This is a genomic window from Xenorhabdus sp. PR6a (assembly GCF_028599065.1).
Taxonomy (GTDB): domain Bacteria; phylum Pseudomonadota; class Gammaproteobacteria; order Enterobacterales; family Enterobacteriaceae; genus Xenorhabdus; species Xenorhabdus doucetiae.
In genome coordinates this window covers 1-26,817 of the sequence record NZ_JAQRFJ010000008.1, presented here as the reverse complement: position 1 = coordinate 26,817, position 26,817 = coordinate 1, and the positions used below count along the sequence as shown (strand labels likewise).

Annotated in this window: 25 protein-coding genes; 8 read left to right on the top strand and 17 right to left on the bottom strand. The window is 46.5% G+C overall.

What is annotated here, in order from left to right; all coding sequences use genetic code 11:
- The 12 genes from fliQ to fliF all read right to left on the bottom strand — a co-directional run bounded on the left by fliQ (position 1) and on the right by fliF (position 10,551).
- The gene (gene fliQ / locus PSI15_RS03685) at positions 1-270 is read right to left on the bottom strand and encodes a flagellar biosynthesis protein FliQ (RefSeq protein ID WP_273582349.1); all 270 of its coding nucleotides are present in this window, start codon (positions 268-270) and stop codon (positions 1-3) included.
- Between the two features lie 64 nt (positions 271-334).
- Positions 335-1,072 (bottom strand): flagellar type III secretion system pore protein FliP, encoded by a 738-nt coding sequence (fliP, locus tag PSI15_RS03680; protein WP_273582390.1) that lies wholly within the window; start codon positions 1,070-1,072, stop codon positions 335-337.
- Positions 1,073-1,118: 46 nt separating this feature from the next.
- The gene (gene fliO, locus PSI15_RS03675) at positions 1,119-1,604 is read right to left on the bottom strand and encodes a flagellar biosynthetic protein FliO (RefSeq protein ID WP_273582348.1); all 486 of its coding nucleotides are present in this window, start codon (positions 1,602-1,604) and stop codon (positions 1,119-1,121) included.
- A 2-nt stretch (positions 1,605-1,606) separates the two neighbouring features.
- A complete protein-coding gene (gene fliN, locus PSI15_RS03670; protein WP_273582347.1) occupies positions 1,607-2,014 on the bottom strand; it encodes a flagellar motor switch protein FliN in 408 nt (135 codons plus the stop codon).
- Positions 2,007-3,014: a flagellar motor switch protein FliM gene (gene fliM / locus PSI15_RS03665; RefSeq protein WP_045971052.1), complete on the bottom strand. Its 1,008-nt coding sequence runs from the start codon at positions 3,012-3,014 to the stop codon at positions 2,007-2,009. Before fliM ends, fliN begins: the two co-directional genes overlap by 8 nt.
- A 5-nt stretch (positions 3,015-3,019) precedes the next feature.
- Positions 3,020-3,496 carry a flagellar basal body-associated protein FliL gene (gene fliL / locus PSI15_RS03660; RefSeq protein ID WP_273582346.1) on the bottom strand — a complete coding sequence of 159 codons (477 nt, stop codon included), beginning with the start codon at positions 3,494-3,496 and terminating at the stop codon, positions 3,020-3,022.
- A 197-nt stretch (positions 3,497-3,693) separates the two neighbouring features.
- A complete protein-coding gene (locus PSI15_RS03655; RefSeq protein WP_273582345.1) occupies positions 3,694-5,193 on the bottom strand; it encodes a flagellar hook-length control protein FliK in 1,500 nt (499 codons plus the stop codon).
- Positions 5,190-5,636 (bottom strand): flagellar export protein FliJ, encoded by a 447-nt coding sequence (gene fliJ, locus PSI15_RS03650; RefSeq protein WP_273582344.1) that lies wholly within the window; start codon positions 5,634-5,636, stop codon positions 5,190-5,192. Before fliJ ends, PSI15_RS03655 begins: the two co-directional genes overlap by 4 nt.
- 161 nt (positions 5,637-5,797) lie before the next feature.
- On the bottom strand, positions 5,798-7,162 hold the full coding sequence (gene fliI, locus PSI15_RS03645) for a flagellar protein export ATPase FliI (RefSeq protein ID WP_273582343.1): 1,365 nt from the start codon (positions 7,160-7,162) through the stop codon (positions 5,798-5,800).
- The gene (gene fliH / locus PSI15_RS03640) at positions 7,162-7,866 is read right to left on the bottom strand and encodes a flagellar assembly protein FliH (RefSeq protein ID WP_273582342.1); all 705 of its coding nucleotides are present in this window, start codon (positions 7,864-7,866) and stop codon (positions 7,162-7,164) included. The genes fliI and fliH overlap by 1 nt, the downstream gene beginning before the upstream one ends.
- Complete coding sequence (fliG, locus tag PSI15_RS03635) at positions 7,859-8,851, bottom strand: flagellar motor switch protein FliG (RefSeq protein ID WP_045971039.1); 993 nt, start codon at positions 8,849-8,851, stop codon at positions 7,859-7,861. Before fliG ends, fliH begins: the two co-directional genes overlap by 8 nt.
- Complete coding sequence (gene fliF, locus PSI15_RS03630) at positions 8,848-10,551, bottom strand: flagellar basal-body MS-ring/collar protein FliF (protein ID WP_273582341.1); 1,704 nt, start codon at positions 10,549-10,551, stop codon at positions 8,848-8,850. The genes fliG and fliF overlap by 4 nt, the downstream gene beginning before the upstream one ends.
- 285 nt (positions 10,552-10,836) lie before the next feature.
- On the opposite strand from fliF, the gene fliE reads away from it, so the two are divergent.
- From fliE to PSI15_RS03615, 3 genes are all read left to right on the top strand, one after another.
- A complete protein-coding gene (gene fliE / locus PSI15_RS03625; protein ID WP_273582340.1) occupies positions 10,837-11,148 on the top strand; it encodes a flagellar hook-basal body complex protein FliE in 312 nt (103 codons plus the stop codon).
- Between the two features lie 128 nt (positions 11,149-11,276).
- Positions 11,277-11,531 carry a type II toxin-antitoxin system RelB/DinJ family antitoxin gene (locus tag PSI15_RS03620; RefSeq protein ID WP_045971033.1) on the top strand — a complete coding sequence of 85 codons (255 nt, stop codon included), beginning with the start codon at positions 11,277-11,279 and terminating at the stop codon, positions 11,529-11,531.
- Positions 11,521-11,814: a type II toxin-antitoxin system RelE family toxin gene (locus tag PSI15_RS03615; protein WP_273582339.1), complete on the top strand. Its 294-nt coding sequence runs from the start codon at positions 11,521-11,523 to the stop codon at positions 11,812-11,814. The genes PSI15_RS03620 and PSI15_RS03615 overlap by 11 nt, the downstream gene beginning before the upstream one ends.
- Positions 11,815-12,682: 868 nt before the next feature.
- On the opposite strand, the gene fliT is transcribed toward PSI15_RS03615, so the two are convergent.
- The 3 genes from fliT to fliD are packed head-to-tail and all read right to left on the bottom strand — an operon-like array spanning position 12,683 to position 14,932.
- Positions 12,683-13,057, bottom strand: a complete 375-nt coding sequence (gene fliT, locus PSI15_RS03610) for a flagella biosynthesis regulatory protein FliT (RefSeq protein ID WP_273582338.1) — start codon at positions 13,055-13,057, stop codon at positions 12,683-12,685.
- On the bottom strand, positions 13,057-13,467 hold the full coding sequence (gene fliS / locus PSI15_RS03605; protein ID WP_273582337.1) for a flagellar export chaperone FliS: 411 nt from the start codon (positions 13,465-13,467) through the stop codon (positions 13,057-13,059). The genes fliT and fliS overlap by 1 nt, the downstream gene beginning before the upstream one ends.
- Before the next feature lie 13 nt (positions 13,468-13,480).
- The gene (fliD, locus tag PSI15_RS03600; RefSeq protein WP_273582336.1) at positions 13,481-14,932 is read right to left on the bottom strand and encodes a flagellar filament capping protein FliD; all 1,452 of its coding nucleotides are present in this window, start codon (positions 14,930-14,932) and stop codon (positions 13,481-13,483) included.
- Between the two features lie 275 nt (positions 14,933-15,207).
- Here fliD and PSI15_RS03595 point away from each other — a divergent pair, with 275 nt between their 5' ends.
- From PSI15_RS03595 to fliZ, 3 genes are all read left to right on the top strand, one after another.
- Complete coding sequence (locus tag PSI15_RS03595; RefSeq protein WP_273582335.1) at positions 15,208-16,284, top strand: FliC/FljB family flagellin; 1,077 nt, start codon at positions 15,208-15,210, stop codon at positions 16,282-16,284.
- A 254-nt stretch (positions 16,285-16,538) separates the two neighbouring features.
- Positions 16,539-17,261, top strand: a complete 723-nt coding sequence (locus tag PSI15_RS03590; RefSeq protein ID WP_273582334.1) for an RNA polymerase sigma factor FliA — start codon at positions 16,539-16,541, stop codon at positions 17,259-17,261.
- Positions 17,262-17,312: 51 nt separating this feature from the next.
- A complete protein-coding gene (fliZ, locus tag PSI15_RS03585) occupies positions 17,313-17,825 on the top strand; it encodes a flagella biosynthesis regulatory protein FliZ (protein WP_273550641.1) in 513 nt (170 codons plus the stop codon).
- A gap of 103 nt (positions 17,826-17,928) precedes the next feature.
- Here fliZ and putA read toward each other — a convergent pair whose 3' ends face one another.
- A complete protein-coding gene (gene putA, locus PSI15_RS03580) occupies positions 17,929-21,909 on the bottom strand; it encodes a trifunctional transcriptional regulator/proline dehydrogenase/L-glutamate gamma-semialdehyde dehydrogenase (RefSeq protein ID WP_273582333.1) in 3,981 nt (1,326 codons plus the stop codon).
- Positions 21,910-22,425: 516 nt separating this feature from the next.
- Here putA and putP point away from each other — a divergent pair.
- A complete protein-coding gene (putP, locus tag PSI15_RS03575) occupies positions 22,426-23,910 on the top strand; it encodes a sodium/proline symporter PutP (protein WP_273582332.1) in 1,485 nt (494 codons plus the stop codon).
- A gap of 90 nt (positions 23,911-24,000) precedes the next feature.
- On the opposite strand, the gene PSI15_RS03570 is transcribed toward putP, so the two are convergent.
- The gene (locus tag PSI15_RS03570; protein ID WP_273582331.1) at positions 24,001-25,674 is read right to left on the bottom strand and encodes a cyclic peptide export ABC transporter; all 1,674 of its coding nucleotides are present in this window, start codon (positions 25,672-25,674) and stop codon (positions 24,001-24,003) included.
- A 231-nt stretch (positions 25,675-25,905) separates the two neighbouring features.
- Here PSI15_RS03570 and PSI15_RS03565 point away from each other — a divergent pair, with 231 nt between their 5' ends.
- Positions 25,906-26,718: a hypothetical protein gene (locus PSI15_RS03565; protein ID WP_273582330.1), complete on the top strand. Its 813-nt coding sequence runs from the start codon at positions 25,906-25,908 to the stop codon at positions 26,716-26,718.
- The last annotated feature ends 99 nt before the right edge of the window (positions 26,719-26,817 follow it).

Sequence of the window (26,817 nt, the reverse complement as noted above, 5' to 3'; positions counted from 1 at the left end):
TTAACCGATAATAGCCGGAATGCTGCTAAACAGTGTACGCATGTAGTCCAGCAGCAAATTTAGCATCCATGGTCCAGCGACGATGATGGTCACGACAACAGCCAGGATTTTTGGAATAAATGATAAGGTCATTTCGTTTACCTGAGTTGCCGCCTGTAATAGGCTGATGATCAGGCCACAAACCAAGGCAGATAAAAGGAGTGGCGCAGCCAATGCCAATGCGACTTTCATTGCCTCAACACCGAGGGCCATTACCGATTCTGGAGTCATAATTTCCTCAGACCACTTTTTGATCTTTATTCTTAAGATGTCACACTCAATATCAGGCCGCTGACTAGATATAAAAACTTTGTGCCAGTGAACCAAGCAATAATTGCCAACCATCCACCAGGACAAACAGCATCAGTTTGAACGGTAATGATATGGTGGCTGGCGGCACCATCATCATCCCCAACGCCATTAAGACACTGGCAACCACCAGATCGATAATCAGAAATGGAATGAAGAGGGTAAAGCCAATCTGGAACGCGGTTTTCAATTCACTGGTAATAAATGCAGGAACCAGCACACGCATGGGAACAGCATCCGCCGTTTCAAATGCCTCTTGATTAGCAAGGCGGGCAAACAGTGCCAGATCATTTTCCCGTGTCTGACGTAACATAAATTGGCGTAAGGGCTGGGCACCCTGATCCAGGGCGACTTCCAGCGTGATTTTATCCTCACTGTAGGGCAGGTAAGCGTTTTGATAGACTTTATCAAATACCGGCGCCATGATGAAAAAAGTCATAAACAGCGTTAATCCCAGCATCACTTGATTGGGTGGTGCTGAAGGCGTTCCCAGCGCATTGCGCAGCAAACCCAGTACAATGATGATACGGGTAAAACTGGTCATCATAAGCAGGGCAGCGGGGATAAAACCTAATGCCGTAATGAAAATCAGGGTTTGAACCGGCAGTGACCAACTTTGCCCGCCATTGGCTAAAGGCTGGCTGATGATACCCGGAAACTCAGCAGCCGCGTTCATGGGGAACAACGGCAGCAGGAGTGCCATAAACAGCGTCATCAAACGCATTACACATTTCTTACCGGTCATTTGATTGCCTGTCATAAAAAAAACGCTATTTTTCATCATCGTCCTTGTCATTCTTGCGCTTTCGCTGGAGCGTATTTTTTAGCATCTGACCAAATGGCAGCGATTTGAGCGGGGTCTCCTTATCCAGGTTGTCTGGCGGGACAGGCATTTGGTGCAGCATCGTGATCTGTTGGGGCGTGACCCCCAAAACCAACCAGTTATCTTCGACTTCGACCACCACAACCCGCTCTTTTGACCCAAGGGAACAGCTTGCCTTAACGTTTAGCAAACGATGATTTTTGCTTTTCGCGGGAGTAAAACCCAAACGGCGAACTAGCCATGTCATGAAAAAAATCAGCAATAAAATACCGCCCAGCGCACTGCTGACCTGCATCAGCGTTTGGCCGGCCGGCAGGGGGGCAGGGGTTATCGTACTCACATGAGCATGACTGACCGTTGTGTTAACCGGTGCAGCAGCAGATGCCGCATCGGGTTGAAAAGAAACATGAACGGAAGGCGGATTTGCCATCATAGTTAACGACTCAAGCGACGCATACGCTCAGAAGGCGTGATGATATCGGTGATACGAATACCGTATTTATCGGAGACCACCACCACTTCCCCCTGTGCGATCAAATAACCATTAATCAGGATATCCAACGGTTCGCCCGCCAGACCATCAAGGGGAACCACTGAGCCTTGTGACAGCCTCAAGAGTTGCTTGATGGTCATTTTGGTCCGGCCCAGCTCAACTGAGAGCTTGACGGGAATATCCATGATCAGGTCAATATCGGAAAGTTGGGCCAACGCATCCTGCACATCCAGATTCTCAAATATTGACGCGCCGCTGTCAGAGGTTTGCTGTGCGGCCTGTTGTTCCAGCGCTTCTGCCCACATAGCTTCAGTCGAGCTGGTATCTGTAGGTTGTTTAGCATCACTCATTGGGCTTTTCCTCATCCAGAGCCGTTAAAACAGGGTTAATCAGGTGTTCAACACGCAGGGCATATTGCCCGTTCAGTGTTCCATATTGACTGGTGAGCACCGGCACACCATCAACGTGAACGATTAAGCGTTCAGGTTTTTCAATCGGCAAAATATCGCCTTTTCTCAATTTAAGGATCTTTGATAGCCGCAGGGGAATATCAACAAAGTTCGCCACCAGTTCTAATTCTGAATGCTGAACTTGTTTCACCAGACTGTCACGCCACTGGCTCTCTTCCTGACGCACATTTTCCACCGGCGGATTGGTCAGGCGTTCGCGCAAAGGCTCGATCATGGCGAAGGGAATACAGATATTGAATTCTCCGGTCAATGCACCGATCTCGACCTGAAACGGGGTCGTCACCACGATATCGTTCGGTGAAGTGGTGATATTGGTGAATTTCACCTGCGTCTCGGAACGCACATATTCCACTTCAAGTTTAAAGATAGAATCCCAGGCGTCACGATAGGCATCCAGTGCCAGTTTCAGCATCCGGTTAATGATCCGCTGTTCGGTATAGGTAAATTCACGGCCTTCGACTTTGGTTGGAAAACGACCATCACCGCCAAACAGGTTATCCACGGCGATATAAACTAAGCTAGGCTCGAAAGCGAAGAGTGCGGTTCCCCTCAATGGCTTTAAATGAACCAGATTGAGGTTGGTCGGCACGGCCAGATTGCGGGCAAATTCGTGATAAGGCTGAACCTTGATGGCACCGACCGTAATATCCGGACTGCGGCGCAACATGTTAAACAGCCCCATCCTGAATTGGCGGGCAAAACGTTCATTGATGATTTCCAGTGACTGCAAACGTTCGCGTACAACACGGCGTTGCGTATTGGGATCGTAAGGACGAACCTCATTTTCTCCAGACGCGGTTTGTTCTACGTCATCAGCAGAGGCACTGTCACCATTGAGCAGAGCATCAATCTCTGCTTGTGAAAGAATATTGTCACTCATTGTGATTATCGCAGAATAAACGTAGTAAATAATACATCGGTGATTTCCTGATCGGGTTCACCGGGTATGAGTGTCGGGTGTAGTGTCTGTTTGATCTCTGCCACCAAACGCATTTTGCCGTCATCTTTTGCCAGATCGGTCGCTTTTTGGCGAGACAATAACAGCAACATACGGCTACGAACTTCTGGCAGATAATTATGGAAGCGCTGACGGGTTTTGGCGTCAGTTAAACGTAATGTGATGCCAACATACAAAACGCGATCAAAGTGTTCTTCGTTGTCAATCAAATTGACCGTAAAAGGTTCCAGAGTCATAAATACGGGGGTATCAGTAACTTTGGTTTTTTCTGAACTATTATTGGTTGACTGGCTCATTACCCACCAGCTATACCCTCCAATGGCAGCACCAAGAACAGCAATCAGTATTAACAGTATCATCCAAATTGGATTTTTGCGTTTATGCTCGTAGCTATAATCAGACATGGACAAACAAGTTCCTGTTTTCTGTTGCGAATAAGTTTCCGCGCATTCCGTGGCGGAGCTCTTATCCATCAAAATCGATCTCAATTATCCCGCGTCTTTGTTCCGGCAATGGCCGGAACAAACGGAAAAAAAACCATTAACTCACACGTTTGTTATCGACCTTTTTTCGTTAGGCGAAATGGGTTAGGCAAGATTCGTCAGGCAAAAGTATCAACCCCTCCACGCGCCAAAGTGAGTTGTTGCGGTGTTACCCTGATGGTTGCCGTATGAGAAACTGTGTTTCCTGTTGCAGTTGCTAAATCAGGTTGTTGAGTTTCGGCATGGGAACGGGAATGACTGTTCGGGTTATTGGCAAAATGCTCTTGTTGAGCATTGCCTTGGCTATCACTGTTGACACTGCTTTGCGCCAGTTGAATGCCATTTTCCGCCAGTGCATGGCGCAATCCCGGCAATGCCGCTTCCAGCGCCGTGCGAACATTCTGATGGGCGGAAACGAAATGCAGTTGTGCCTGATTGTCTTCAATGCTCATGCGGATATGCAGCGCTCCCAGTTCCTGGGGATGTAAGCGAAGTTCTGCCTGTTGCAAACCATGACGGTTAAAAAACAGTACTTGTTGATTGAGTTGTTGCTGCCACTCTTCACTGCCAAGATGGGCATTCAATAACGGTGCCGTTGTGCTGTGCAGCTGAAATTGTCCCGTTGAGTGTTGTCCGGCTGAAAACAGGGACGGGGTGGCTAATAACGTCGGTGAGTCGGCAGACGCTGTCTCTGCCGTGGAGGTTGCCAATGCAGGCGCGGCCTGAATGGCTATCTTGAGCAGATTTGACGTTTCGGTATTGTCTGAAACGATATTGTTTGAAACGGTATTGTTTGAAACGGCATTGTTTGAAACAGCATTGTTTGATACGAGATTGCCTGAAACGGTATTTTTGAAAACCGTATTGTCCGATCCCGCTTCATGATGAGTAGCAAGATAGCTGGCAGCCAGTTTGATTGGTTCGGCGAGCGGTGCTGATTCAGGTTGAAGGCGGGGGAGAGTCTCGCTCTTATTATTCAGGGACGTCTCTTGTTTGGCATGGTTAGCGACACGCTGAACACCTTCATGTTGCTCACCAGCTTTAGCGTGTTGCGCAAGATAGGGATCAATGGATCGGCTATCTTTGATATTGCTATCCAGGGTATTGTTATCCAGGGTATTGCTATCCAACAGTGTCCCGACAGGGCTGTTTTCACTCTCCAGTCCGGCATTTTCTTGCCGGTGTGTATTTTCTGACAAGATATTTTCCAACGACTCATCGCCCATCAACCCACCGGCATTTTCAGGAACGACCGCGGAATTTGGTTGAGGGGGTAACAATCCGGCAAGCTGGATAGGGATTGCCGCACTTAATGCTTCGGCTGATAACAGGGAATCCTCTTTCGATATCGCAAATTCAGCGCGGTTTTCTTGCCGTGCCGCTTCCTGCGTCTCTGATTTATCCTTGATCACCCGATTATCTGACGCCGATTTATCCCCTTTCAGGCTATTTTTATCCGCTTTGGGGGTAGGCTTCGTGGTGGGATTGTGCATAGAGGCTGTTTCTGCATTGAGCAGTTGCTCAAATTGAGAAGAAGGGCTACCGGGCACGGAATTCTTTAAAGCCGGCTGACCTTTATCCGTGATGTTTAAATCTGTAGGCAAAAGAGTGAGATTCATTGTTTCATTCTCCGTTGTGCACCGCGTTGTGCATACTCGTCCATTTGTTTTTGCTCCATGCGATTTTGGTGTAACTTCAAATTATGTTCCGCCCGCTGGTGCAGTGTATCGAACGCGTTCAGGCGCTGCTGTTTTTCCTGCCATTGTGACATGGCCTGCTCAAGGCGATTTTTCCATTGATTGAGTTGTAATTTGTGCTGTTCAATGGCCATTTCCAGCGTTTTCATAAATTGCTGATAATTTTGCCAGGTCGAGCAGGACATACCGCTACTGAGGGTGTCATTCAAACGGGAACGATATTCATCCTGATAATTCATTAACGCGGTGAGCTGTTGTTCCATTTGCTGGTGACTTTGCCGAATGTGTGCCAATTGTGATGCCGCTTTTTCTGCGGCATCTTGAGCCAGCTCGCGCAAAGTCATGAGAGGGGAGTGTTGTTGCATGTATTTCCTCGTGTTAATCACCAACCAGACATCAGCGTGACGGAATGACATTCATAGTTAAATAATATCGGCACGGTATCGATAAACGTTATACCCCTTGGCAAAGTTATTCATTCATCGGCAGTAATGATGTCGGTACAGTCATTACGCCGGTACAGTCATTACGCCGGAAATAGTTGCTGAAGCTGAGTACAGGCCGCATCGTACTCGCTGCGCTCATCAATACCTTGTTGCAGGAATTGAGCCAGATGCGGATAAAGCTCAATCGCCCGATCAAGCAGGGGATCACTGCCCGTAGCATAGGCGCCAACATTGATCAAATCCCGGTTGCGTTGGTAACTGGAAAGCAACTGCTTGAAATGTTGGACTCGCCGATAATGGCTATTGTCGATCAGGGCGGTCATGGCACGACTAATGGAAGCTTCGATATCAATGGCAGGATAATGACCAGACTCCGCCAGTGAACGCGATAGCACGATATGACCATCCAGTATGGCGCGTGCCGCATCGGCAATCGGGTCTTGCTGATCATCGCCTTCTGTCAGCACCGTATAAAATGCCGTGATGGAACCGCCATCACTGACACCATTACCGGCTCTTTCGACAAGTGCCGGTAATTTGGCAAAGACAGAAGGGGGGTAGCCTTTGGTGGCAGGTGGCTCACCGATAGCCAGAGCAATTTCACGCTGTGCCATGCTGTAACGGGTCAGGGAATCCATGATCAGCAGGACATGTTTACCCCGGTCACGAAAATCTTCGGCGATGCGGGTCGCATAAGCGGCGCCCTGCATTCTCAACAATGGCGAGACATCGGCGGGCGCGGCGACAACCACTGAGCGTGACAATCCTTCCACCCCCAAGATATTTTCGATGAAGTCCTTAACTTCACGACCACGCTCACCAATCAATCCAACGACAATCACATCGGCCTGGGTATAACGCGCCATCATGCCAAGTAGCACACTTTTACCGACCCCAGAGCCGGCAAATAATCCCATGCGCTGTCCACGACCGACGGTCAGCAGGGCATTGATGGCACGGACGCCGACATCCAGAACATTGCTGATGGGGGTTCTTTGCAGGGGATTGAACGGCGTTGTAGTCAGGGGAGCGCGATAGCCGGTGTCAGGGGCAGGTAAACCATCAAGAGGACGCCCTGCACCATCCAGAACTCTGCCCAGTAATTCAGGCCCCAGAGGCAAGCGCCGCCCGCCTCCTGCATCTTCGCCATAAGAGCGGGCATAGACGCGGGCACCCGGCACAATGCCTTCCAATTCTTCCAGTGGCATCAATAACAGTTTTTCGCCATTAAAACCGACGACTTCACTTTCCACTTCTTCAATCGCGTTGCCATTTTGCCGCTCGATCAGACACGTCGCGCCGAGCGGCAAATGTAAGCCTGTGGCTTCCAGCACCAAGCCGGTGGCGCGAGTCAGACGCCCATAACGGCGTACTTTGGGGGTTTTCCCCAGCCGCTTTTCCAACGCATCCAAGGTTGCCAGCCAGCGGCCAAGTCTTGCGGTCATCACAATTCTCCCGCCGCGGCCAGACGGCACATTTCATGCCAGCGGGTGGCTAAGCTGGCGTCCATATCGCCTTCATCCGCCGTGATTTTACAGCCGCCCGGATGGAGTTTGTTGTCAGCAACCAAACGCCAGCCGTGCAGGGACAAAACGTCCCCCAGTTGTTGCTCAACCAGAGGAATGTTTTGTGGATGCACCCGCAATTGGGGTTTTCCGCTGAACATCGGTTCTTGCTGGATAAATTCGCGGATTTGGCTCAGCAGGGCAGTGCCATCACAAACCGCGGGTTGCCCCAGAATATGATGGGCAGCGGCCAGTGAAAGTTGCATCAGGCGGGAAGCGATAACGGTATCCAGCCCATCCAGTGAATGGCTAAAGTCCGCCAGTAAGGCTTTCCACTGTTCAATAATCACTTGCTGTTGCTGTTTAGCTTCCTGCAAACCTTGTTCCAGCCCGGCTTGCCGGCCTTCCTGAACCCCTTGCTCATAACCCTGCATCTGACCTTCTGCAAAGCCCTGCGCATGACCGGCCTGGCGAGCCTGCTCTTTCAGTTCGTCCAGCACTCTGGCTTGTTCCAGCAACCGATCTTGTTCGCTCGGTTCCTGTTCCTGAGTGATGGGTTCCAGTTTTGCCCGCAGCGTTTCCCACTGAGTCAATTCACCCGGCAGCCACGGCCGCCAGTTCCCGTTATTTGACTGATCAGACATAGGTATCGTCACCACCGTTTAGGATCATTTCGCCACTTTCTGCCAGACGACGAACAACCAGCAGGATGGTTTTCTGTTCAGCTTCCACTTGCGACATCCGGACAGGACCACGATTGGCCAAATCATCGCGCATGATTTCAGCCGCACGTTGCGACATATTGTTGAGGAAGTGATCGCGCAATGCCTGATCGCAACCTTTCAATGCCACCAGCAAGGAATCGGTTGAAACTTCCTGCAACAGACGTTGAATACTGCGATCGTCCACGCTGATAAGGTTTTCGAACAGGAACATTTCATCAATAATTTTCTGTGCCAGTTCGTTATCGTAGGAACGAACCGCTTCAATAACCCCTTCTTCCTGCTGGCTTTTCATCAAGTTGATGATTTCAGCCGCTGTACGGATACCGCCCATCTTGCTGCGTTTCAGGTTCTGACCATCCAGCAAGGTATTCAGGACTTCCGTCAATTCCGCCAGCGCAGAGGGCTGCACGCCACCGAAAGTAGCGATACGCAGCATCACATCGTTGCGCAGGCGATCATCAAACAAGGCGAGGATATCGGCGGCCTGACCACGGTTCAGGTGAACCAAAATGGTGGCAATGATCTGCGGATGTTCATCGCGGATCATATCGGCCGCCATTTGTGGCTCCATAAAGTTAAGGGTTTCGATGCCTGTCGTGGTGTCACGGGACTCAAGAATATCCTCCAGCAAGCTGGATGCGCGTTCTTCGCCCAAGGCTTTGATCAGGACGCTGCGCAGATAATCGTTGGCATTGATGCTGAGGGCAGTGAACTGCCCCGCATCTTCTTCAAACTCTGCCAGCACATCAACCAGTTGCTGGTTGGAGACTTGTTTCATCCCCGCCATTGCAATACTGAGTTGTTGTACTTCGCGGGAATTCAGGTGCTTGAACACCTCGGCCGCCTGATCTTCTCCCAGGGTCATTAACATGACGGCACTTCTTTCTGTTCCGGTCAGGCTCATTGTTCGTTACTCATCCATTGGCGGATCACCAGCGCGACGACGCGAGGATCTTTTTCTGCAAGTTCACGGATACGCTGGCTTTGCAGTTCAGCATTGACACGTTGGCGAGCCATCTGACGACGCATTTTTTCGTCCAGTTCCGCATTGGTTTCTGTTTTCTGTTTCAACTGATTCTTTTGCGCATCCAGAGCAGCTTTCTCCGCAGCCCGTTTTTTGGCGATTTGTGGCACGATCATCTTATGCCACAATAGCCATGCAACCAGAATCAGCAGTAACCAACGACCCGCTTCCAACAATTTCTCCAGCAGGGCAGGGTGCTGCCAGAATGGCAACGGCTCTAACACTTCGGCGGTGTCATTGAACGGGGTATTCACTACATTCAGGCTATCGCCGCGGTCAGCAGAGAAGCCCATGGCTTCACGGGTCAGTGCTTCGATCTGTGCCAACTGTTCTGGTGTCAATGCCTGGGTTTCAGCGCCTTTTTCGCCCTGAACGGTGGCATAGTTAACCACCACCGCAACCGAAAGACGCTCTACTGTGCCGGCCTGTAATTGGGTATGGCGAATGGTGCGATCTACTTCATAATTGGTGGTTTCGTCATAACGGTTATTGCGGTTGTTACTGACCATACGCTCATAGCTATTGTTTTTGTTAGCATTATTATTGCGCGGTTGGTCAGGTTTTTCGTCACCGTTGCCTTTGGCAGTCGGTTTTTCAATCGGGGCACTCGGCGCGGCATTGGGTTGGTTTGACAATGCACCCGGCACGCCACCGACCAAGGGGCCGCCGCTTTGCTCACTGGTACTGCTCTGCTTGGAACGAACTGCCGCCTGATTTGGTGGCTGGTTAGGCTTATATTCTTCCGCCGTTTCTTCGCGACGGGAGAAATCAACTTGCGCCGTGACCTGTGCATGCACATTACTCCGGCCAACCACCGGTGCCAGAATAGTTTCAATGCGATGCTGGAAACGATTTTCCACTTCCTGTGTATATTTTAACTGAGTGGTATTCAAATCGCGGCCGGTGGCATCGCTCTGTGTTAGCAGATGCCCGGATTGATCCACAATCGTGACATTACCGGCGGGTAAGCCGGCCACACTGCTTGAAATCATATGCACGATGGCATTGATTTGTCCTTCATCCAGCACCCGGCCTTGCAGCAATCCTACCGTCACTGAGGCGGATGGCGATTTTTGTTCACGCACGAACAGAGAAGGCTTAGGTAAAGCCAGATGGACGCGGGCGCTCTGAACCGAGCCGAGTGATTCCACGGTACGCGCCAATTCCCCTTCCAGCGCGCGTTGGTAATTGACCTGCTCACTGAACTGGCTGATCCCGAATTTTTCTTTATCCAATAGCTCAAAACCCGCCGCTCCCCCTTTAGGCAGCCCTTGCTGTGCCAGTTTCAGGCGCGTTTCATACACCTTTTCGGCAGGTATCATGAGTGCGGAACCGTTTTCGGTAAAACGATAAGGCACGTTCATTTGAGTTAATTGCGTAACGATCTCGCCGCCATCCTTATCACTCAGGTTACTGTAAAGCACCCGATAGTCGGGACTGCGCAACCAGAGAAACAGGGCGACGACGATAGCGATGGCAGCGGAGCCAGCAACTAATAGCGGAACTTTTGGATCAGCTTTTATCCTGCTGATAATAGCGTTGAACCCTTTGTTTTCAACGTCAGTTGTTGCTGCACTCATAGACGATCCTTGCCTTGCTGGTCAACATGAATACTAAAAGCGTGGCGTAACAAAACAGACTCCCCATACGCAAGCGAAAAGATTCTTCCTATTATTAATCTCACCATTATTCGCTTTTCACACCTCTTTTAATGGCACAATAAGCTTCGAATTTTGACTTCAATTACCCGCTTTAGTTTAGAAAGGCTATGTTACGGTGACAATCATGGAAAACTGCCAACACAGCCTGTGGTTAATATGGCACTTAATCCCATAATCAATAGGGTGATTTAACGCGAGGTTTTTATGTCAATTCCGGCAATTGAAGGTGTACTGCAACAGATGCAGACTCAGGCATTGCAAGCAGCCAACACGGCTAAACCGCTGCCAGTACAGGGCGGTTTTGCCAGCCAACTGACGGCCGCCGTAGAAAAAATAAACCAAACACGCTTGGACTCAGTTAAGCAGGCACAAAATTTCACGCTGGGCGCGCCGGGTGTGGAACTCAATGATGTGATGGTGAATATGCAGAAATCAAATATTTCTCTGCAAATGGGGATTCAGGTGAGAAATAAGCTGGTGGGTGCGTATCATGAGATTATGAATATGCAGGTGTGATTGTTGCTATAAATGACGGATTAGTGCCTAACCCCAAGCCACGGATGGCTAAACATTTGTAAAAATCATTGCACGATAGATGCAATAATATACAATGCAATACAAATGTAATGACACAGGGCAATACTATGAGCACTATCCAAATAAGAGTAGATGAAGAGCTTAAGAAAAGTGCATATCAAGCATTTGAAAAAATGAACCTGTCCCCCTCTGATGCCTTGCGGCTCTTTCTGCGCTATGTGGCTGAAAATGAGAAACTGCCATTTACAGAAGTCTCCGTGATGGTCTCAGAGCAAGATGAGGATGAGGACATTTTGGAAGTGGTACGTGATCGCCTAAAAAATCCTGCCAAACGAATTCGGGTAAATCTCGATGAAATTTAATGTTGAGTTTGACGAACGTGCATTAAAAGAATGGCAAAATTTGGATAACAGCATTCGTGAACAGTTTAAAAAGAAGCTGAAAAAGTTACAGGAAAATCCGTATATCGAGTCTGCCAGATTGCACGGTGACTTAGCTGGCTGTTTCAAAATAAAACTTCACTCTTCGGGATTTCGCCTTGTTTACCAAGTGATAGATGAAGAAATAGTGATATGGGTGATTGCTGTAGGTAAAAGAGAAGGTTCCAAAGCCTATAAAATAGCCAGTGAGCGTATTGTGCGCTGATAGCAATAATCTAAATCCAATGAGGCCGCATTTGCGGCCTTTTTACATCCAACAACCTCACTTCGGTGGGGTTTTCTTTTTATAGGTACTTATTATGGCGATTGAAGAATTCAAATGGCGAACGCCAATGGAAACGTTACTTGATGGAAAACGCATCTGGGCAGAAAAAAATCTGAACCTGATTTAACCTGACAGACACCTGTTGTAACTAAAAGTATTTTTTCGTTCATCATTATCCTATTTAGTCGTATTATTTGACAAAGCTAACTTGAAATAACCAAATGAAATTGCTATTAGCATATCACTATACACATGTCAGCCACCTACAGAAACGTACTTTGTTACCCATAAACTATGTCACTCTATACTGAATTAAATTACTTGAAGGGTAATAAGGTGGAAACACCTGTAAATGAAACTGTGTGATTGGGAGTGACTTTCTAAATATCGCCTGGCGATAAATGTTGATTATTGTGCAACTCACGACTCAGGTGTAGCACAATAATCCAAATTCTTATCTACAGAAGAAAATTCTATTTTATGAATGGATAATATCGCAATGATAAATATGTTATTTATATAGTTTGTTAACATTACTCACCCTTTAATTAAAAATAATATGTGATGATAATATCTCCTGTTAATTGCCTCAAAGGTTCGCCACTATCATTTGTTGGTTAATTTTTTGTTAAAAATTATAGATAAGTTATCTTGATTGTTTGCAAATTATAAATACAATAAAGTGCCGAATTAGATTAACCCAAAAAACGATAGTGGCGAATTGACACCGCCCAAAAGAAAAAATAAATGACACCATTAATCAGAGTTAGGGTTAAATGGAATCACTGTTGCCTTTGTTTATTGATAGCTATTTTGATTCCGTTGTCGTCAACTCCATTTCATAATTACTGACAGGGAACTGTCCATAGGTATCATGTAAGCGTTGTTTACAGCTTTCCTGTTTAATCAGGTCGCTGAGTTCATTTAACCTTCTTTGCAACAATCTCTTAGTTTCTTTTTCATTATCCAAGACAGTTTGCAAAATTTTGGTCAATTGCTGCTGTAATGAAATAGGGGTGTCTGCATTTTCTGATAGTGAAGTCACCACTTCGACTGCCTTCAGATAAGTGATCTCCATATCAATAAGATCATCCCATTTTTCATTTCTGGCTAAATTAATCATTTGCTCACTTAAACTAAGGATCCACTGATAAGCTGACAAAAGATCCATATCATTTTTCATTAAACAATATCCTGACTGGCGTTATAATGAGGACCTATTTGCCGCCAAGCATCTGAAATCTCGGTAAGTAAATCAATCACTTCGGTAATGGCCTTCTCATCATTGCGTAAATTGGCATGGAGTAAACGGCGGCTCATATAATCATATAAAGCAAAAAGGTTTTGGGCAATTTTACCGCCTTTTTCGAAATCTAATCCCTCTTTAAGACCATTATCAATGATATTGATTGCCTTTGAAATAGCTAAACCTTTTTCCGGGATATTACCCTGCTGTATCAGAATAATTGCACGACGCAGGGCGCTGAGCGCCCCGTTAAACAATATCTGAATCAACTGATAGGGAGAAGCATTCATAATTTCGCTCTCAAGGTCTACCTGAGCGTATAATTGGCTTGCCGAACGTTGATACATTAGTGTCCTTTTATTATTTTAAAAGCTGGAATAGGGATGAAGTTGCCTGATTCAGTGAAGTCACAAGTTTATCCAGTTCGGTAAATTGTTTTTTGTAGCGCTCCATGGAGGCATTAATATTTTTGTTGGTCTGTTCCACTTGCATTTCTAATTTTTTCAGACTCTTATTGATACCTTCGGTGGCGGTGGCAATTGTCCCATCGTGGCTATCCAATGTTTTCTTCAATAAATTATAAGACTGGGTGGCAAAACCGGTTTTTTCTCCATCCCCCATAAAGAAAGCCTTAACGTTGGCCGGTTTCTCTTTCAGGTTTTTTTCCAGTTTTTCATTGCTGATTTCCAGCGTACCATCCAATTTTTGTTTGATGCCTAATTTATTCAACGTGGCAATATCATCAACCTCTTGTGAGGTCAGAAGTTGGTGTCTTAGCTGATTTTGAATATTTTTTAATGTACTGTCACCGAGCAGAGCACCATTGTTTTTTGACGCGGCTTCACCTTTTCCGACCGCGGTGAATTTGGTCAATGAGCTGAAGGTGGTTTGTAATTCATTATAGGCATCAACCCATTTTTCAATCGCCTCTTTCATTGGCTCGATATCGCGGGAAACCTCCAGTGTTTCTGATTTAATCACTTCTTGCTCTTGGATTTTACCATCTTTTCCTTGAACTTGTTCTTTAACTTTTTCCGACACTTTTTTCAGATTTAGCGTAATGCCTTCCGGTGCATCTTTTATCTCATTGGTCTGGCGCTCAATCGTAATGCCATTGATGGTTAATTTTGCATTGGCCGGCGCGACCATTTGTTCCATGACACCGGAGCCGCCACCTTTATTATCAGACTGATAGTGCAACAAATCATTCAGCTTATCATCACCCTGAACCTCAATTGTCATCACGGATTTTGTGCCGGCCTTTTTTGAGGTGAGGATCAGATAGTTTTCGTTATCTTTCCCTTTCATGATGTTGGCATTAACGTTGCCTTCTTTTTTCTTAATGGCTTCACGGATTTCAATCAGGGATGTCTCATTATCTTTCAGGGAAATGCGTATGGGCTCTTTTTCACCGGGTTGTGTGATAATAAGGGTACGGGTGTCTTTACCGGGTTCTCCTAGCTGTGCTTTTGCATCAGGAAATGCCTGAGATCGCAGGGACTGTGCCTTTGCAAGTTGTTCAACCTGAATATCATAACTACCCGGACTGGCTTTGGAATCCGTGCTCGGGGTAAATGTTTTATGATCTTCACTGGTTTTGGTGGTATTGAGTTTATCGAATTTTTTGAGCTCTTCGGAGGCGCTCTTGAGTTTTTCCAGACTGCCCTTTAATGAACCAAAACCGGTCAGCTTGGCTTTATAACTGGTTTGCTGCTGCGTTAATGGTTCTAAACGTTTTCTTTCTGTTGCCTGAAGTTGATCCAGTATCTGACTCGTCCCAGACAAGGCTCCCACCGAGGAAATGCTAGCCATATTGACTCCTTTTAATAAAAAGCATCACTGGAGATGTTATCGGACTCATTTGCGAAAAGTTTACTGACAAAATGATTTTTTTGATGGACAGAATAATTGGTGAGAATAGGCGCTGTTTGGGTTATCGGGAAAAATAGCGAAAAAATAAAAAACTTTTTTCAAGAAATATTAAAGGTTCTTTTTAAGCAGCCGATAAAACTGTTGGCGGTAATGAACACCGTGGGCAAATAGGCCTAAACTCATTATATCGATTTGATTTTAAAAGGAACTCTACCATGGCATTAGGTATCAATACTAACTATCCATCTTTGCAGGCCCAAAACAACCTGAGCCGCTCTCAAAACGTTTTAAGTAATTCTATTGCGCGTCTGTCCTCTGGTTTACGTATTAACAGCGCGAAGGATGACGCGGCGGGTCAAGCGATTGCTAACCGTTTTACCGCTAACGTTAAAGGTCTGTCTCAGGCTGCCCGTAACGCCAATGACGGTATCTCCATTGCCCAGACCACCGAAGGTTCTTTGAATGAAATCAATAATAACCTGCAACGTATTCGTGAATTGAGTGTTCAGGCACAAAACGGCAGCAACTCTGCGAGCGATATTAAATCTATTCAAGATGAAGTTAAACAACGTCTGGATGAAATTGATCGCATCTCTGAACAAACTCAGTTCAATGGCGTGAAGGTACTGAGCAAAGATAGCAAAATGACTATTCAGGTTGGTGCTCATGATAGTGAAACTATCGATATCGATCTGAAAGAAATTAACAGCAAAAAACTGGGTTTGGATAAATTTGATGTAGCAAAAGCTTCATTTAAGGGAAGCGAGATTAAAGAAGTTGATGATGGTAAAACGCCGAGTAATAAGGTTGCGGTGACTTATGCAGAAAAATCCGTCACTGACCTGAAACTGTCAGGGCATAAGGCATATCAGCGTATTGATGAGACGACAGGTAACGTTGCACCTAACCAATATGTGTTGGAAGGTAAGGACGATACAGGCAAAACCAGACAATATGCAGCAACAATTGGAACTGATGGTAAGTTAAAAGTTGCTAGTCCTCCTGTAGAACTGACTGGTAAAGCGCCACTGGAAACTCTGGATGCAGCACTCTCTCAAGTTGACAGCCTGCGCAGCTCGTTAGGTGCAGTACAAAACCGTCTGGAATCCACCGTTAACAACCTGAACAACACGGTTAACAACCTGAGTGCGGCACGTAGCCGTATCGAAGATGCTGACTACGCCACCGAAGTTTCCAATATGAGCCGTGGCCAGATCCTGCAACAAGCGGGGACTTCTGTTCTGGCTCAGGCTAACCAGATCCCACAGACCGTTATGTCTCTGCTGCGTTAATTGTGATTTTCCGGTTGGAAATTTATACAGGTTACCCTGTATAAACCACACTCATCAAATAAGGATCGGTTCGCCGATCCTTATTTTTTTGGTTATTGTCAGGGACAGCCTGAAACTTGCCAGCGGTTCAGGCGGACAGCAAAAAATTTCGCATAGGTGAAAAAGAAGGGCTTTTACTTCACTGTTCAGACGATTGTACCGGTTAGGGGATTGGATAATGGTATCCAGTCTCTTATCCAAAGGTGTCTGTTGTTGTGAGCGATTTGTATACCGCCGAAGGCGTGATGGACAAAAATAGCCTCTGGAAGCGCTATGTACCCCTGGTTCGCCATGAAGCGCTGAGGCTACAGGTAAGATTGCCTGCCAGCGTAGAACTTGATGACTTGCTTCAGGCCGGTGGCATAGGCCTGCTGAATGCGGTGGAGCGGTTTGATTCCATGCAGGGAACCGCGTTTACCACCTATGCGGTACAGCGCATTAGGGGGGCAATGTTGGATGAGTTGAGGAGCCGTGATTGGGCTCCGCGCAGTGTGCGGCGTAACGCACGTGAAGTCATGCAGACCATCCGTAAACTTGAGCAAGAGTTAGGCCGTCCAGCCAGTGAGCAGGAAGTTGCTAAAGAATTAAAGATTAATCTGATAGAATATCGGCAAATACTGTTAGACACGAATAACAGTCAACTGTTTTCTTATGACGAATGGCACGAAATTCACGGTGAAATCTGTGAACCGGTTATTGAGGAAGAGCATGAAGCAAATCCTCTGCAACAACTGCTGGAAGGTGATCTTCGTCAGAGGGTAATCGATGTGATTAAGTCATTGCCTGAACGGGAAAAGATGGTTCTTACGCTGTACTATCAGGAAGAACTGAATCTTAAAGAGATCGGCGCAGTACTTGATGTGGGGGAATCCCGCGTCAGTCAGCTTCATAGCCAGGCGATAAAAAGGCTGAGGGCGCGTTTGAATCCAGAGAAGTAACTTTTTGCTTGTTTGTTTTTTATTAAGACTATACACAGGGCTTTATCTCTTATGTCTGTTACAACACAAAAGAAACGGCCGCTTAGCCGTTATATCAAAGACTATAAACATAGCCAGACTCATTGTCTGCACTGCCATAAATCACTTGATCGTATTTCGCTTGTTTTTAACGGTCAGGTCATCAATAAAGAAGCGATTTCTGAGATGACCGAATTGGTGGATGACAAAACCTGGAATGAGTTGCAGGGTAAATTTGTGGCGCTGTGCCGCTTTTGTAGTGAAATTTATTGCAACAGCCAGACTGATTATTTTGACATTATGTCATTTAAACAGTATCTGTTTGAACAAACAGAGATGAGTCATAGTACGGTGCGTGAGTATGTCGTTCGTTTAAGACGTTTGGATGAAATACTGACTTCAAGCAATTATCCGGCCAGTGACTTCACGCCAGAAAAGGTTCAGGAAAAACTCAGCGAAGAATTATCTCAATCTGCTTTCAGCAATTACAATATTGCCTTGCGTAAATATGAGCAATATCTGAGCTGGCAGCAGAACGATCATTGATTAATCATACCGATATATACCCTATAAACTTCCAGTTACAGCTCGCAAGACAAAAAACTGATTATCTCCCCGCGGCGCGGGGAGATAATAAAGGCATCATAGATTAACCAATCGTCATCAGGCTGGCATTGCCGCCGGCTGCGGCCGTATTCACACTGATTGAACGTTCATGCAGTAAGCGTTCCAGCAGCAAGTTGGTTTCACCACGGGCAAATCCCTGTACGGAGATAATCGGCCCTTTACGTTGTGCGATCACTTCACAGACCTGACGCAACTGGTCGCCATCACCGTGATAAATCACCGCAGCCATGGCCGTCTCTTCATTTTGCCAGTCGCCAGTCCAAGCAATATGCTGACGCACTTCATCCGGCAACTGGTGCTGCAATGTTTGATGCAGTTCATCTTTCTGCCAGATGACCTGACCACCGACAGAAAGCACCGCAGCCAATTGCACCAAGGCATCTTGCTGGTTATCGGCCAGACAAAGCACACGGCCGCGCGGTAACAGCGTATAGGTATTGCGCTCTCCGGTCGGCCCCGGCAGTAAGCGGGTGGTTCCGCCTTGTGCCAGTAAACTGTATTCCTGAATCACCTGACCCAATGCTTCATGATTTTGCGCCACTGCCCAATCTGCCAGCGTGTAGAGCGGGGAATGCAGGGCAACACGGGTTCTGGCATCCAGCTCATATTCCGTATCCTGCCGTGCCAATGTCTGGTTAGCGGCACTCAGGGGGCGTTGTGACAGCAAACGATACAGATAGAGTGGCCCGCCGGCTTTCGGCCCGGTGCCTGACAGACCTTCACCACCAAATGGCTGCACTCCGACGACCGCGCCGACCATATTGCGGTTGACATAGATATTGCCGACTTGCGCCTTGCTGGTGACTTGCGCGATGGTTTCATCGATACGGGTGTGAACGCCCAACGTCAGGCCATAACCGGCCGCATTGATTTGATCCAGCAGCTTATCTAACTCATGGCGTTTGAAACGGACGACATGCAGAACCGGCCCGAAAATTTCTTTTTGCAATTCAGCAAAACTGTCTAATTCGATCAGCGTGGGTTTGACGAACGTGCCTTGTGACCACTCCTGATGGTCGGTGTCATTTTCATATACCGCCTGATAAACGGTCTTGCCTTGGGTATACATCGTTTGGATATGATGCTCGATACCCGCTTTCGCTTCGGCGTCAATGACGGGGCCAATATCCGTGGATAAGCGCTCTGTATTCCCCATCCGGCATTCCGCCATCGCGCCTTTCAGCATGGTGAGCGTTTTATCAGCCACGTCTTCCTGAATACACAGGATGCGCAAGGCAGAACAGCGCTGACCGGCACTGTCAAAAGCGGAAGCGATGATATCGGTGACAACCTGCTCGGTCAGCGCGGAGGAATCGACAATCATGGCATTCAGCCCGCCGGTTTCTGCGATCAGCGGCGTTGGGCGCCCTTGTGCATCAAGGCGGCCGGCAATATTGCGCTGCAACAGGCTGGCTATTTCGGTTGAACCCGTAAACATCACGCCGCGTACCCGTTCATCACCGACCAATAATGCGCCGACGGTTTCCCCTTGTCCCGGCAGTAATTGCAGCACATCGCGAGGAATACCCGCTTGGTGCAATATTTTTATCGCAGCAGCGGCAATCAGTGGCGTTTGCTCTGCGGGTTTTGCCAGAACACTATTGCCTGCGGCCAGTGCGGCGGCGATTTGGCCGGTGAAAATCGCCAGCGGGAAGTTCCACGGGCTGATACAGACGACAGGCCCCAAGGGGCGATGAGTATCATTGGCAAAATCCTGGCGAACCTGACTGGCGTAATAGTGGAGAAAATCCACGGCCTCGCGCACTTCGGCAATCGCATTGTTGAATGTCTTGCCCGCTTCACGCACCAGAATGCCGAGCAGGGATTGCAGGTGAGTTTCCATCAATTCCGCTGCCCGCACTACAATCGCTGCGCGTTCTGAGGGGGGAGTGGCAAACCAAATGGTACCTGCATCGGCAGCGACATCCAGCGCGTAGCTGACTTCCTGTTCCGTGGCTTCTCGCACATAACCCACGATATCGGCATATCTGGCGGGATTGTTCACCGGTTTAGCCGCCGGCAGTTCCCCGCTATGTTGGTAATAGCCGCCCAACACGGGTTCGCAACTCCATGTTTCCGTGGAAGCACTGAGCAGGGCACTGGAAAGGGAAGCCAAACGATGTTCATTGGAGAGATCTAATCCTGATGAATTAACCCGGTTTTTGCCGTATAAATCACGTGGCAGAGGAATTTTGGGATGTGACAGGCCGATTTGTCCTTCGGTTTGCGCCAGTTCCTGTACGATTTTGACCGGATCAGCGATCAGTTCATCAATCGGCAGGGAAGTATCGGCAATACGATTGACAAACGACGTATTCGCCCCATTTTCCAGCAAACGGCGTACCAGATAGGCCAGTAGTGTTTCATGGGTTCCCACCGGGGCGTAAATACGGCATGGACGATTGAGTTTACCCTCAGCAACTTGACCAACAACCTGTTCATAAAGCGGCTCCCCCATGCCGTGCAGACATTGGAACTCATATTGTCCTGGATAATAGTTCTGCCCGGCCAAATGATAAATCGCCGACAACGTATGGGCGTTGTGAGTCGCAAATTGCGGGTAGATCAAATTAGGGACAGCAAGCAGTTTACGGGCACAGGCGAGGTAAGAAACATCGGTATAGACCTTGCGGGTATAGACCGGATAGTCTTCCAGCCCCTCGATCTGGGCACGTTTAATTTCACTGTCCCAGTAAGCCCCTTTCACCAGACGGATCATTAACCGATGGCGGCTGCGCTGTGCCAAATCAATAATGCTGTCAATAACGAAAGGGCAGCGTTTCTGGTAAGCCTGAATGACAAAACCAATCCCATTCCAGCCTGCCAGTTGCGGCTCGAAACACAATTTTTCCAGTAAATCGAGGGAAATTTCCAGACGATCGGCTTCTTCTGCATCAATATTGATACCGATATCATATTGACGCGCCTGTAAAGTCAGGGAGAGCAGACGGGGATAGAGTTCATCAATAACACGCTCATACTGGGCGCGGCTATAACGGGGGTGCAGGGCGGAAAGTTTGATAGAAATGCCCGGCCCTTCATAAATGCCACGACCATTTGATGCCTTACCGATGGCGTGGATCGCCTGCTGATAAGAAACCATATAGGCTCGCGCATCTTCTTCGGTTAATGCGGCTTCACCGAGCATGTCATAAGAGTAACGAAAGCCTTTCTCCTCCAGCTTGCGGGCGTTGGCAAGGGCTTGGGCAATGGTTTCTCCCGTCACGAATTGCTCACCCATCAGGCGCATTGCCATATCCACACCCTTGCGCACCAATGGCTCACCGCTTTTGCTGATGATGCGGTTGAGTGATTTGGATAACCTGGCTTCATTATGGGTAGACACCAGCTTGCCCGTGAACAGCAATCCCCATGTTGCCGCATTGACAAACATAGAAGGGCTTTGACCCAAGTGGGAATGCCAGTTTCCATTACTGATTTTATCGCGGATCAGGGCATCGCGGGTTGCCTTGTCGGGGATACGCAGCAGAGCTTCGGCAAGGCACATCAAGGCCACGCCTTCCTGCGAAGAAAGTGAAAATTCTTGCAATAATCCCTGAACCAAACCTGAACGCCCAATCCCCTGTTTTTGTTGGCGTAGTTTTTCTGCAATGGAATGAGCAAGTTTATGCGTTGCCTTGGCTTGTTCTGCGGAGAGTTGTGCTCGTTGCAGCAGCATAGGAACTGCCTGGGTTTCGGGGAGGCGATAGGCGGCCGTAATTGCAGAACGTTTCACCGATTGGGGTAAAATATGCTCGGCAAAATCCAGAAATGGTTGATAAGGCGCCTCAATCTGTGATTCTGCTTCGGAAATCATTTCTTCTTTGTTATCCTGATCTGCTGATATTTCTGGGAGTTTTCCCTCATTTTCCAGACGTTCAAGATAATTAAAGATAGCTTGTTTAACTAGCCAGTGTGGTGTGCGATCAATTCGTTGTGCTGCGGCCTTAATTCGATTACGTGTTGCATCATCAAGTTTCACACCCATAGTGGTACTACCCATTTTTACTCCTTAACAGGTAAGACTAAAAGAATTTACATAACAATATCTTCCATGTTGCAACTTTGTGCAACTTCGTTAAAAACAGTTATTCCAAATTTGTGAAACTAATCTTGTTTTTATTATTTTTTCGGCGAAACGGATGATTGAAAACTCATTATCTTATTGATTTTTTAAGTTATTTGTTTTGTTATATAAATTTGAAGTACAACCTGTTGGTTAATTTAAGGTGCAACTTCTGGAGTAATAAATGTGATTTAGCAAGCGTTTTTTATAAAAACACAGTTAATCAGTTGTTAAAAATGTTTTATCTAAATTAGGATAGAATGTAATTCTAAAATAATTACAAGTATAAATAGTACATATGGAAACTAATGGCATCTTCAAGTACAACTTGTTACAGCCTGCTATAAAAGATGAGATTTCACTGAAAAGTACGTCAGGCATGATGTCATTATTTACGCAAATAGCACATTTGCAGACACATAATTGATAAAAACACTATGGAGAAGAACCTGCATGACAGTAAATTCACCAATGCTCATTACCTTCATTATCTACATTGCCGTAATGTTGCTGATAGGATTCGCGGCTTATCGTTCCACCAGGAATTTTGATGATTACATATTGGGTGGCCGGAGATTAGGTAGTGTAGTAACAGCATTATCTGCCGGTGCTTCTGATATGAGTGGCTGGTTATTGATGGGATTGCCGGGCGCCATTTTTTTCTCAGGCATTTCAGAAAGCTGGATCGCGCTCGGCCTGCTGTTGGGTGCTTATCTGAATTGGCGATGGGTGGCCGGTAGATTGCGAGTGCATACCGAAGCAAATAATAATGCGCTGACATTACCCGATTATTTTACGAACCGCTTTGAGGACAAAAATAAAGTCCTGCGTATTATCTCCGCACTGGTTATCCTGATTTTCTTTACTATTTATTGTGCATCCGGTGTGGTTGCCGGTGGTTTGTTGTTTGAGAACACCTTTGGTATCAGCTATGAAAAAGCGATTTGGTTGGGGGCATTGGCAACGATTGCCTATACCTTCCTGGGGGGGTTTCTTGCGGTAAGTTGGACTGATACCGTTCAGGCAACGTTGATGATTTTTGCCTTAATTCTGGTTCCCGTTCTGGTTCTGTTTAAAGTAGGCGGCGTTGGTGAAGCTATCAACATGATTGAGGCAAAAAACACCGCTTATTTAGATATGTTTAAGAATTTGAATATTATTGCCATTATTTCTTTGCTGGGATGGGGCTTCGGTTATTTTGGTCAACCACATATTCTGGCTCGTTTTATGGCAGCGGATTCCCACCAGACTATTCATAAAGCCCGTCGCATCAGTATGACATGGATGTTCTTGTGCCTTGCGGGCACTGTGGCCGTTGGGTTCTTTGGTATTGCCTATTTTGAAATGTATCCGGAGCAGGCAGGGTCAGTATTGCAAAACCGTGAACGTATCTTTATGGAATTGGGTGTGCTTTTGTTTAATCCGTGGATCACCGGAATATTATTGTCTGCGGTGTTAGCGGCGGTGATGAGTACATTAAGTTGCCAATTATTGGTTTGTTCCAGCGCACTGACCGAAGATTTCTATAAAGCATTCATACGGACTAAAGCCTCCCAAAAAGAATTAGTCTGGGTGGGTCGTTTCATGGTTTTGATGGTGGCAATCATTGCTATCGTGATCGCAATTAACCCGAATAATAAAGTATTATCACTGGTCAGCAATGCTTGGGCCGGGTTTGGCGCAGCGTTTGGCCCCGTGGTACTGATTTCTGTGCTTTGGAAACGTATGACCCGTAACGGTGCGTTGGCGGGTATGCTGGTGGGCGCCATCACCGTGCTGGTTTGGATGGAGTTCCGTTGGTTCTCCTTGTATGAAATTATTCCGGGCTTTATTTTCGCGACGATTGCCATCATTGTGGTGAGTTTGCTGGGAAAAGCACCAAGTCAGGCGACACAACAGCGTTTTATTGAAGCCGAAGCGCATTATAAGACCAAATAATCTGATCTGCTCAAGAAGGAAATTATCCTTGATTATCTCCTGTAAGGGATAATCAAGGATATAAAGTTGAGTAGCGTGCATCCGGTAATATCATTGAGCGACGGCCATTTGCGCCTGATTGACAAGGAGCTGCCCACTTTCCAGTTTGATACAGTGATCGGCCAAGTGGAAAAAGCGATCGTCGTGGGTGATCGCCAGTACGACTTTACCGCGTGCCGCCAATTCGGGCAATAGCTCCTGATAAAACACCGTCTTAAACAGCGGGTCCTGATCCGCCGCCCATTCATCGAACAGATAGAACGGCCGATCTTCCAAATAGGCCACCACTAAAGCGAGACGTTTTCGTTGTCCCAATGACAAATCGCGCGTTGAGAAACAGCCATTTTCAATCTTTACCTTATGATCCAAATGCAGTTTAGCGAGCAAGGTGTTAGCACGTGAATCCAATGTTGAATCGGCATCGCTCAAACCGACCAGTGTTTCAAAAAGATGGAAATCGGAGAAAACCGCTGAGAATAGTTGACGATAATTGGCTCTGTTGTTGTCAGTGATCACATGCCCATCAACGGTAATGGTGCCGCTTTCTGGTGTGTATAAACCGACCAGTAGCTTGGCAAGTGTGGTTTTGCCACTGCCGTTCCCGCCGATCAAAAAAGTAATTTCACCTCGTTTGAGTGTCATATCGATTGGACCGAGTTGAAATACTTTATCTTCCTGCTCCCGATAATAACTGTGGGTCAGGCCAGACAGGCGCAGTAAAGTCGCCTCACCGAATTCATCAGCCGAAATTTGCCGGGTAAATGGGTCTTGCTCATTCAGCTCAGAGAGGACATCACCAATGCGATTCAGTGATACATGTGCTGCATTCAGGGCTGGAATACTGTTTAACAAACTGTCTAACGGCATCAACATAAACAGAAACACAATGACATATCCGGCGAGTGTCGTGACTTCAAGGCCTGGTATTACTGTCGGGGCGAATATCACCACTCCCAAAAACACATAGAATAAAAAGAGTATCCAGCCAGCCCCGAAGGCATAAACACCGAAAGCACGGGTGCGATGCTGGCGTACCGCGTCAATTTCGTGACCGAGGAAATGAGTGAAGAAAGCCTTGGCACGTGAGAAGTGTAACTTTAATTCTTTGGCGCCAGAGAATAATGCGTTGAAATGGTTGAACAGGCGATCTTGTGCTTTACCTGCTGCGTTGAATGCGGTGATCGCTTTGGCTCCACCAAGGCTATAACCGAGTGAACCAATAACGACGATGGCTACGGCCAGAAAGAAGATAGGCCACGATAACCAAGCCAGATACCCCAGACAACCCAGTACGATTGAACCCTGCATCACAATATTGGGCAAAATGAAGAATAACAGTGAGACATTGGTTGTATCGTCGGTGATGATAGATTGCGCGCGCGAGGCACCAAGCTCCTCAATTTGACGGAAGGGCGCACGGGCAATGCGTTCTGAGATGAGTTCGCGCATCTTTGCCATCGTATTTTGGCTCAGTTTAGCGAAAATCACGCCACTCAGTATGCGGCAGGCAATCGCCAGCACAGCCAGAATAGCGAAATACCCGGCGAACAAGGCATAGTTATCGTTGGCGGTTGTCACGGCTTTATTGATTAATGAAATCAAAGAAACGCTGGAAATCCCATTAGCAATGCTGGCAAAAATGGCAATACCAAGTGCCCAGCGTGAACGATATAACAGTGAGAGTAAAATCCGATAGGCCGATTGTTTCATTGTCGAAGTGTTCATTTGTAATCCATAAATTCTGTACGTAACTTGGCGTTAAACGTAGTGGTGAAAGAAAGGATAATAAAATGCCAACCCGTAAGACTAGATTAAAATAACAAAATCAGTCACTCTACTTCATAAACGAACCTTCGAAAATCCGAATTGGGTGGTTTGATTAATCTCTTAGAACCTAATTCTCCGTCACTATCGGTAAGGACATTTATCTATCTTATGATTTAGGGGAATTTAACCATGATATACAGAACAAAATCTTTTAGTATTAACAACCATAATGATTTTTTATCAAAATCTTTACGACAGACTAAGTCCACTTTGGATATGAGACTCATTGATGCTGAACTCAGAGATCTCAGAGATCCAAGAAGGTTTATACATATCAAGAAAGGAAATGCTCAAGAAGCATCTTACGCTGTAGGCGCAATATTGCGTAGAATGGATGAAGAACAATTAGCGTATGATTTTTTTAAGGATAATTGGGAAAATGAAAAGAAAAAAAGAAATACTGGGGAAGCTTCCGGTTTTGGTAAACCTAATTTGAGTAATATATTAAAAAGTCATGGGTTGATGTCAGAACAACGTAAAAATGTATTAACAGAAATAGAAATAGAAACTAAAGAAGAAATAAAGAGAAATTTTTGTAGATATCAAAACTCAAAAACGATATTCAAATTCATAAAGCAATCAATTAATTACTTTGATGACAAGGATAAGTTCTTTATTGCTTACTATTTCACTCATCCCATAGGGATATTACATTTTTCTACAAAGAAAGATATTCCCACGGTTGTTAATTTTGCAATGCATTACTTGATTCGAAATTGTGGGTATTTATTAATGGAATTTGCTGTAAATGAATCAGTTGATTTAGGAAAAGAGGGAAGGTTACAACTTGAAGCATTATCTGGGGCTGAAACAGCTTATTTTGATATGGGATTTTTAAAAACAAACAATGATCTAATGATATTAGAACCTGCTATGAATGATAAATGGTGTAAAATAAATGGACATTATAAGTTACAATGCATTAATAATAAAGGGAAATAGGGGATTTCTTACTCCCCTCTATCAAGAAAAATTGATATCGCTGAATCAGTAAAAAGCCATCCGGCAATTTTAGTGACGGAAACCGTGTTGGCTTGCAAC

Coding starts and splice junctions, on each gene's coding strand:
- fliO (WP_273582348.1), bottom strand. CDS start 1,604: ATGATGGCAAATCCGCCTTCCGTTCATGTTTCTTTTCAACCCGATGCG.
- PSI15_RS03565 (WP_273582330.1), top strand. CDS start 25,906: ATGATATACAGAACAAAATCTTTTAGTATTAACAACCATAATGATTTT.
- fliQ (WP_273582349.1), bottom strand. CDS start 270: ATGACTCCAGAATCGGTAATGGCCCTCGGTGTTGAGGCAATGAAAGTC.
- fliT (WP_273582338.1), bottom strand. CDS start 13,057: ATGAAAAATGATATGGATCTTTTGTCAGCTTATCAGTGGATCCTTAGT.
- fliP (WP_273582390.1), bottom strand. CDS start 1,072: ATGCGTTTGATGACGCTGTTTATGGCACTCCTGCTGCCGTTGTTCCCC.
- PSI15_RS03620 (WP_045971033.1), top strand. CDS start 11,277: ATGAGCACTATCCAAATAAGAGTAGATGAAGAGCTTAAGAAAAGTGCA.
- fliM (WP_045971052.1), bottom strand. CDS start 3,014: ATGAGTGACAATATTCTTTCACAAGCAGAGATTGATGCTCTGCTCAAT.
- fliZ (WP_273550641.1), top strand. CDS start 17,313: ATGTCTGTTACAACACAAAAGAAACGGCCGCTTAGCCGTTATATCAAA.
- fliE (WP_273582340.1), top strand. CDS start 10,837: ATGTCAATTCCGGCAATTGAAGGTGTACTGCAACAGATGCAGACTCAG.
- putP (WP_273582332.1), top strand. CDS start 22,426: ATGACAGTAAATTCACCAATGCTCATTACCTTCATTATCTACATTGCC.
- fliL (WP_273582346.1), bottom strand. CDS start 3,496: ATGTCTGATTATAGCTACGAGCATAAACGCAAAAATCCAATTTGGATG.
- putA (WP_273582333.1), bottom strand. CDS start 21,909: ATGGGTAGTACCACTATGGGTGTGAAACTTGATGATGCAACACGTAAT.
- fliG (WP_045971039.1), bottom strand. CDS start 8,851: ATGAGCCTGACCGGAACAGAAAGAAGTGCCGTCATGTTAATGACCCTG.
- PSI15_RS03615 (WP_273582339.1), top strand. CDS start 11,521: ATGAAATTTAATGTTGAGTTTGACGAACGTGCATTAAAAGAATGGCAA.
- fliH (WP_273582342.1), bottom strand. CDS start 7,866: ATGTCTGATCAGTCAAATAACGGGAACTGGCGGCCGTGGCTGCCGGGT.
- PSI15_RS03570 (WP_273582331.1), bottom strand. CDS start 25,674: ATGAACACTTCGACAATGAAACAATCGGCCTATCGGATTTTACTCTCA.
- fliI (WP_273582343.1), bottom strand. CDS start 7,162: ATGACCGCAAGACTTGGCCGCTGGCTGGCAACCTTGGATGCGTTGGAA.
- fliJ (WP_273582344.1), bottom strand. CDS start 5,636: ATGCAACAACACTCCCCTCTCATGACTTTGCGCGAGCTGGCTCAAGAT.
- fliN (WP_273582347.1), bottom strand. CDS start 2,014: ATGAGTGATGCTAAACAACCTACAGATACCAGCTCGACTGAAGCTATG.
- PSI15_RS03655 (WP_273582345.1), bottom strand. CDS start 5,193: ATGAATCTCACTCTTTTGCCTACAGATTTAAACATCACGGATAAAGGT.
- fliS (WP_273582337.1), bottom strand. CDS start 13,467: ATGTATCAACGTTCGGCAAGCCAATTATACGCTCAGGTAGACCTTGAG.
- fliF (WP_273582341.1), bottom strand. CDS start 10,551: ATGAGTGCAGCAACAACTGACGTTGAAAACAAAGGGTTCAACGCTATT.
- fliD (WP_273582336.1), bottom strand. CDS start 14,932: ATGGCTAGCATTTCCTCGGTGGGAGCCTTGTCTGGGACGAGTCAGATA.
- PSI15_RS03595 (WP_273582335.1), top strand. CDS start 15,208: ATGGCATTAGGTATCAATACTAACTATCCATCTTTGCAGGCCCAAAAC.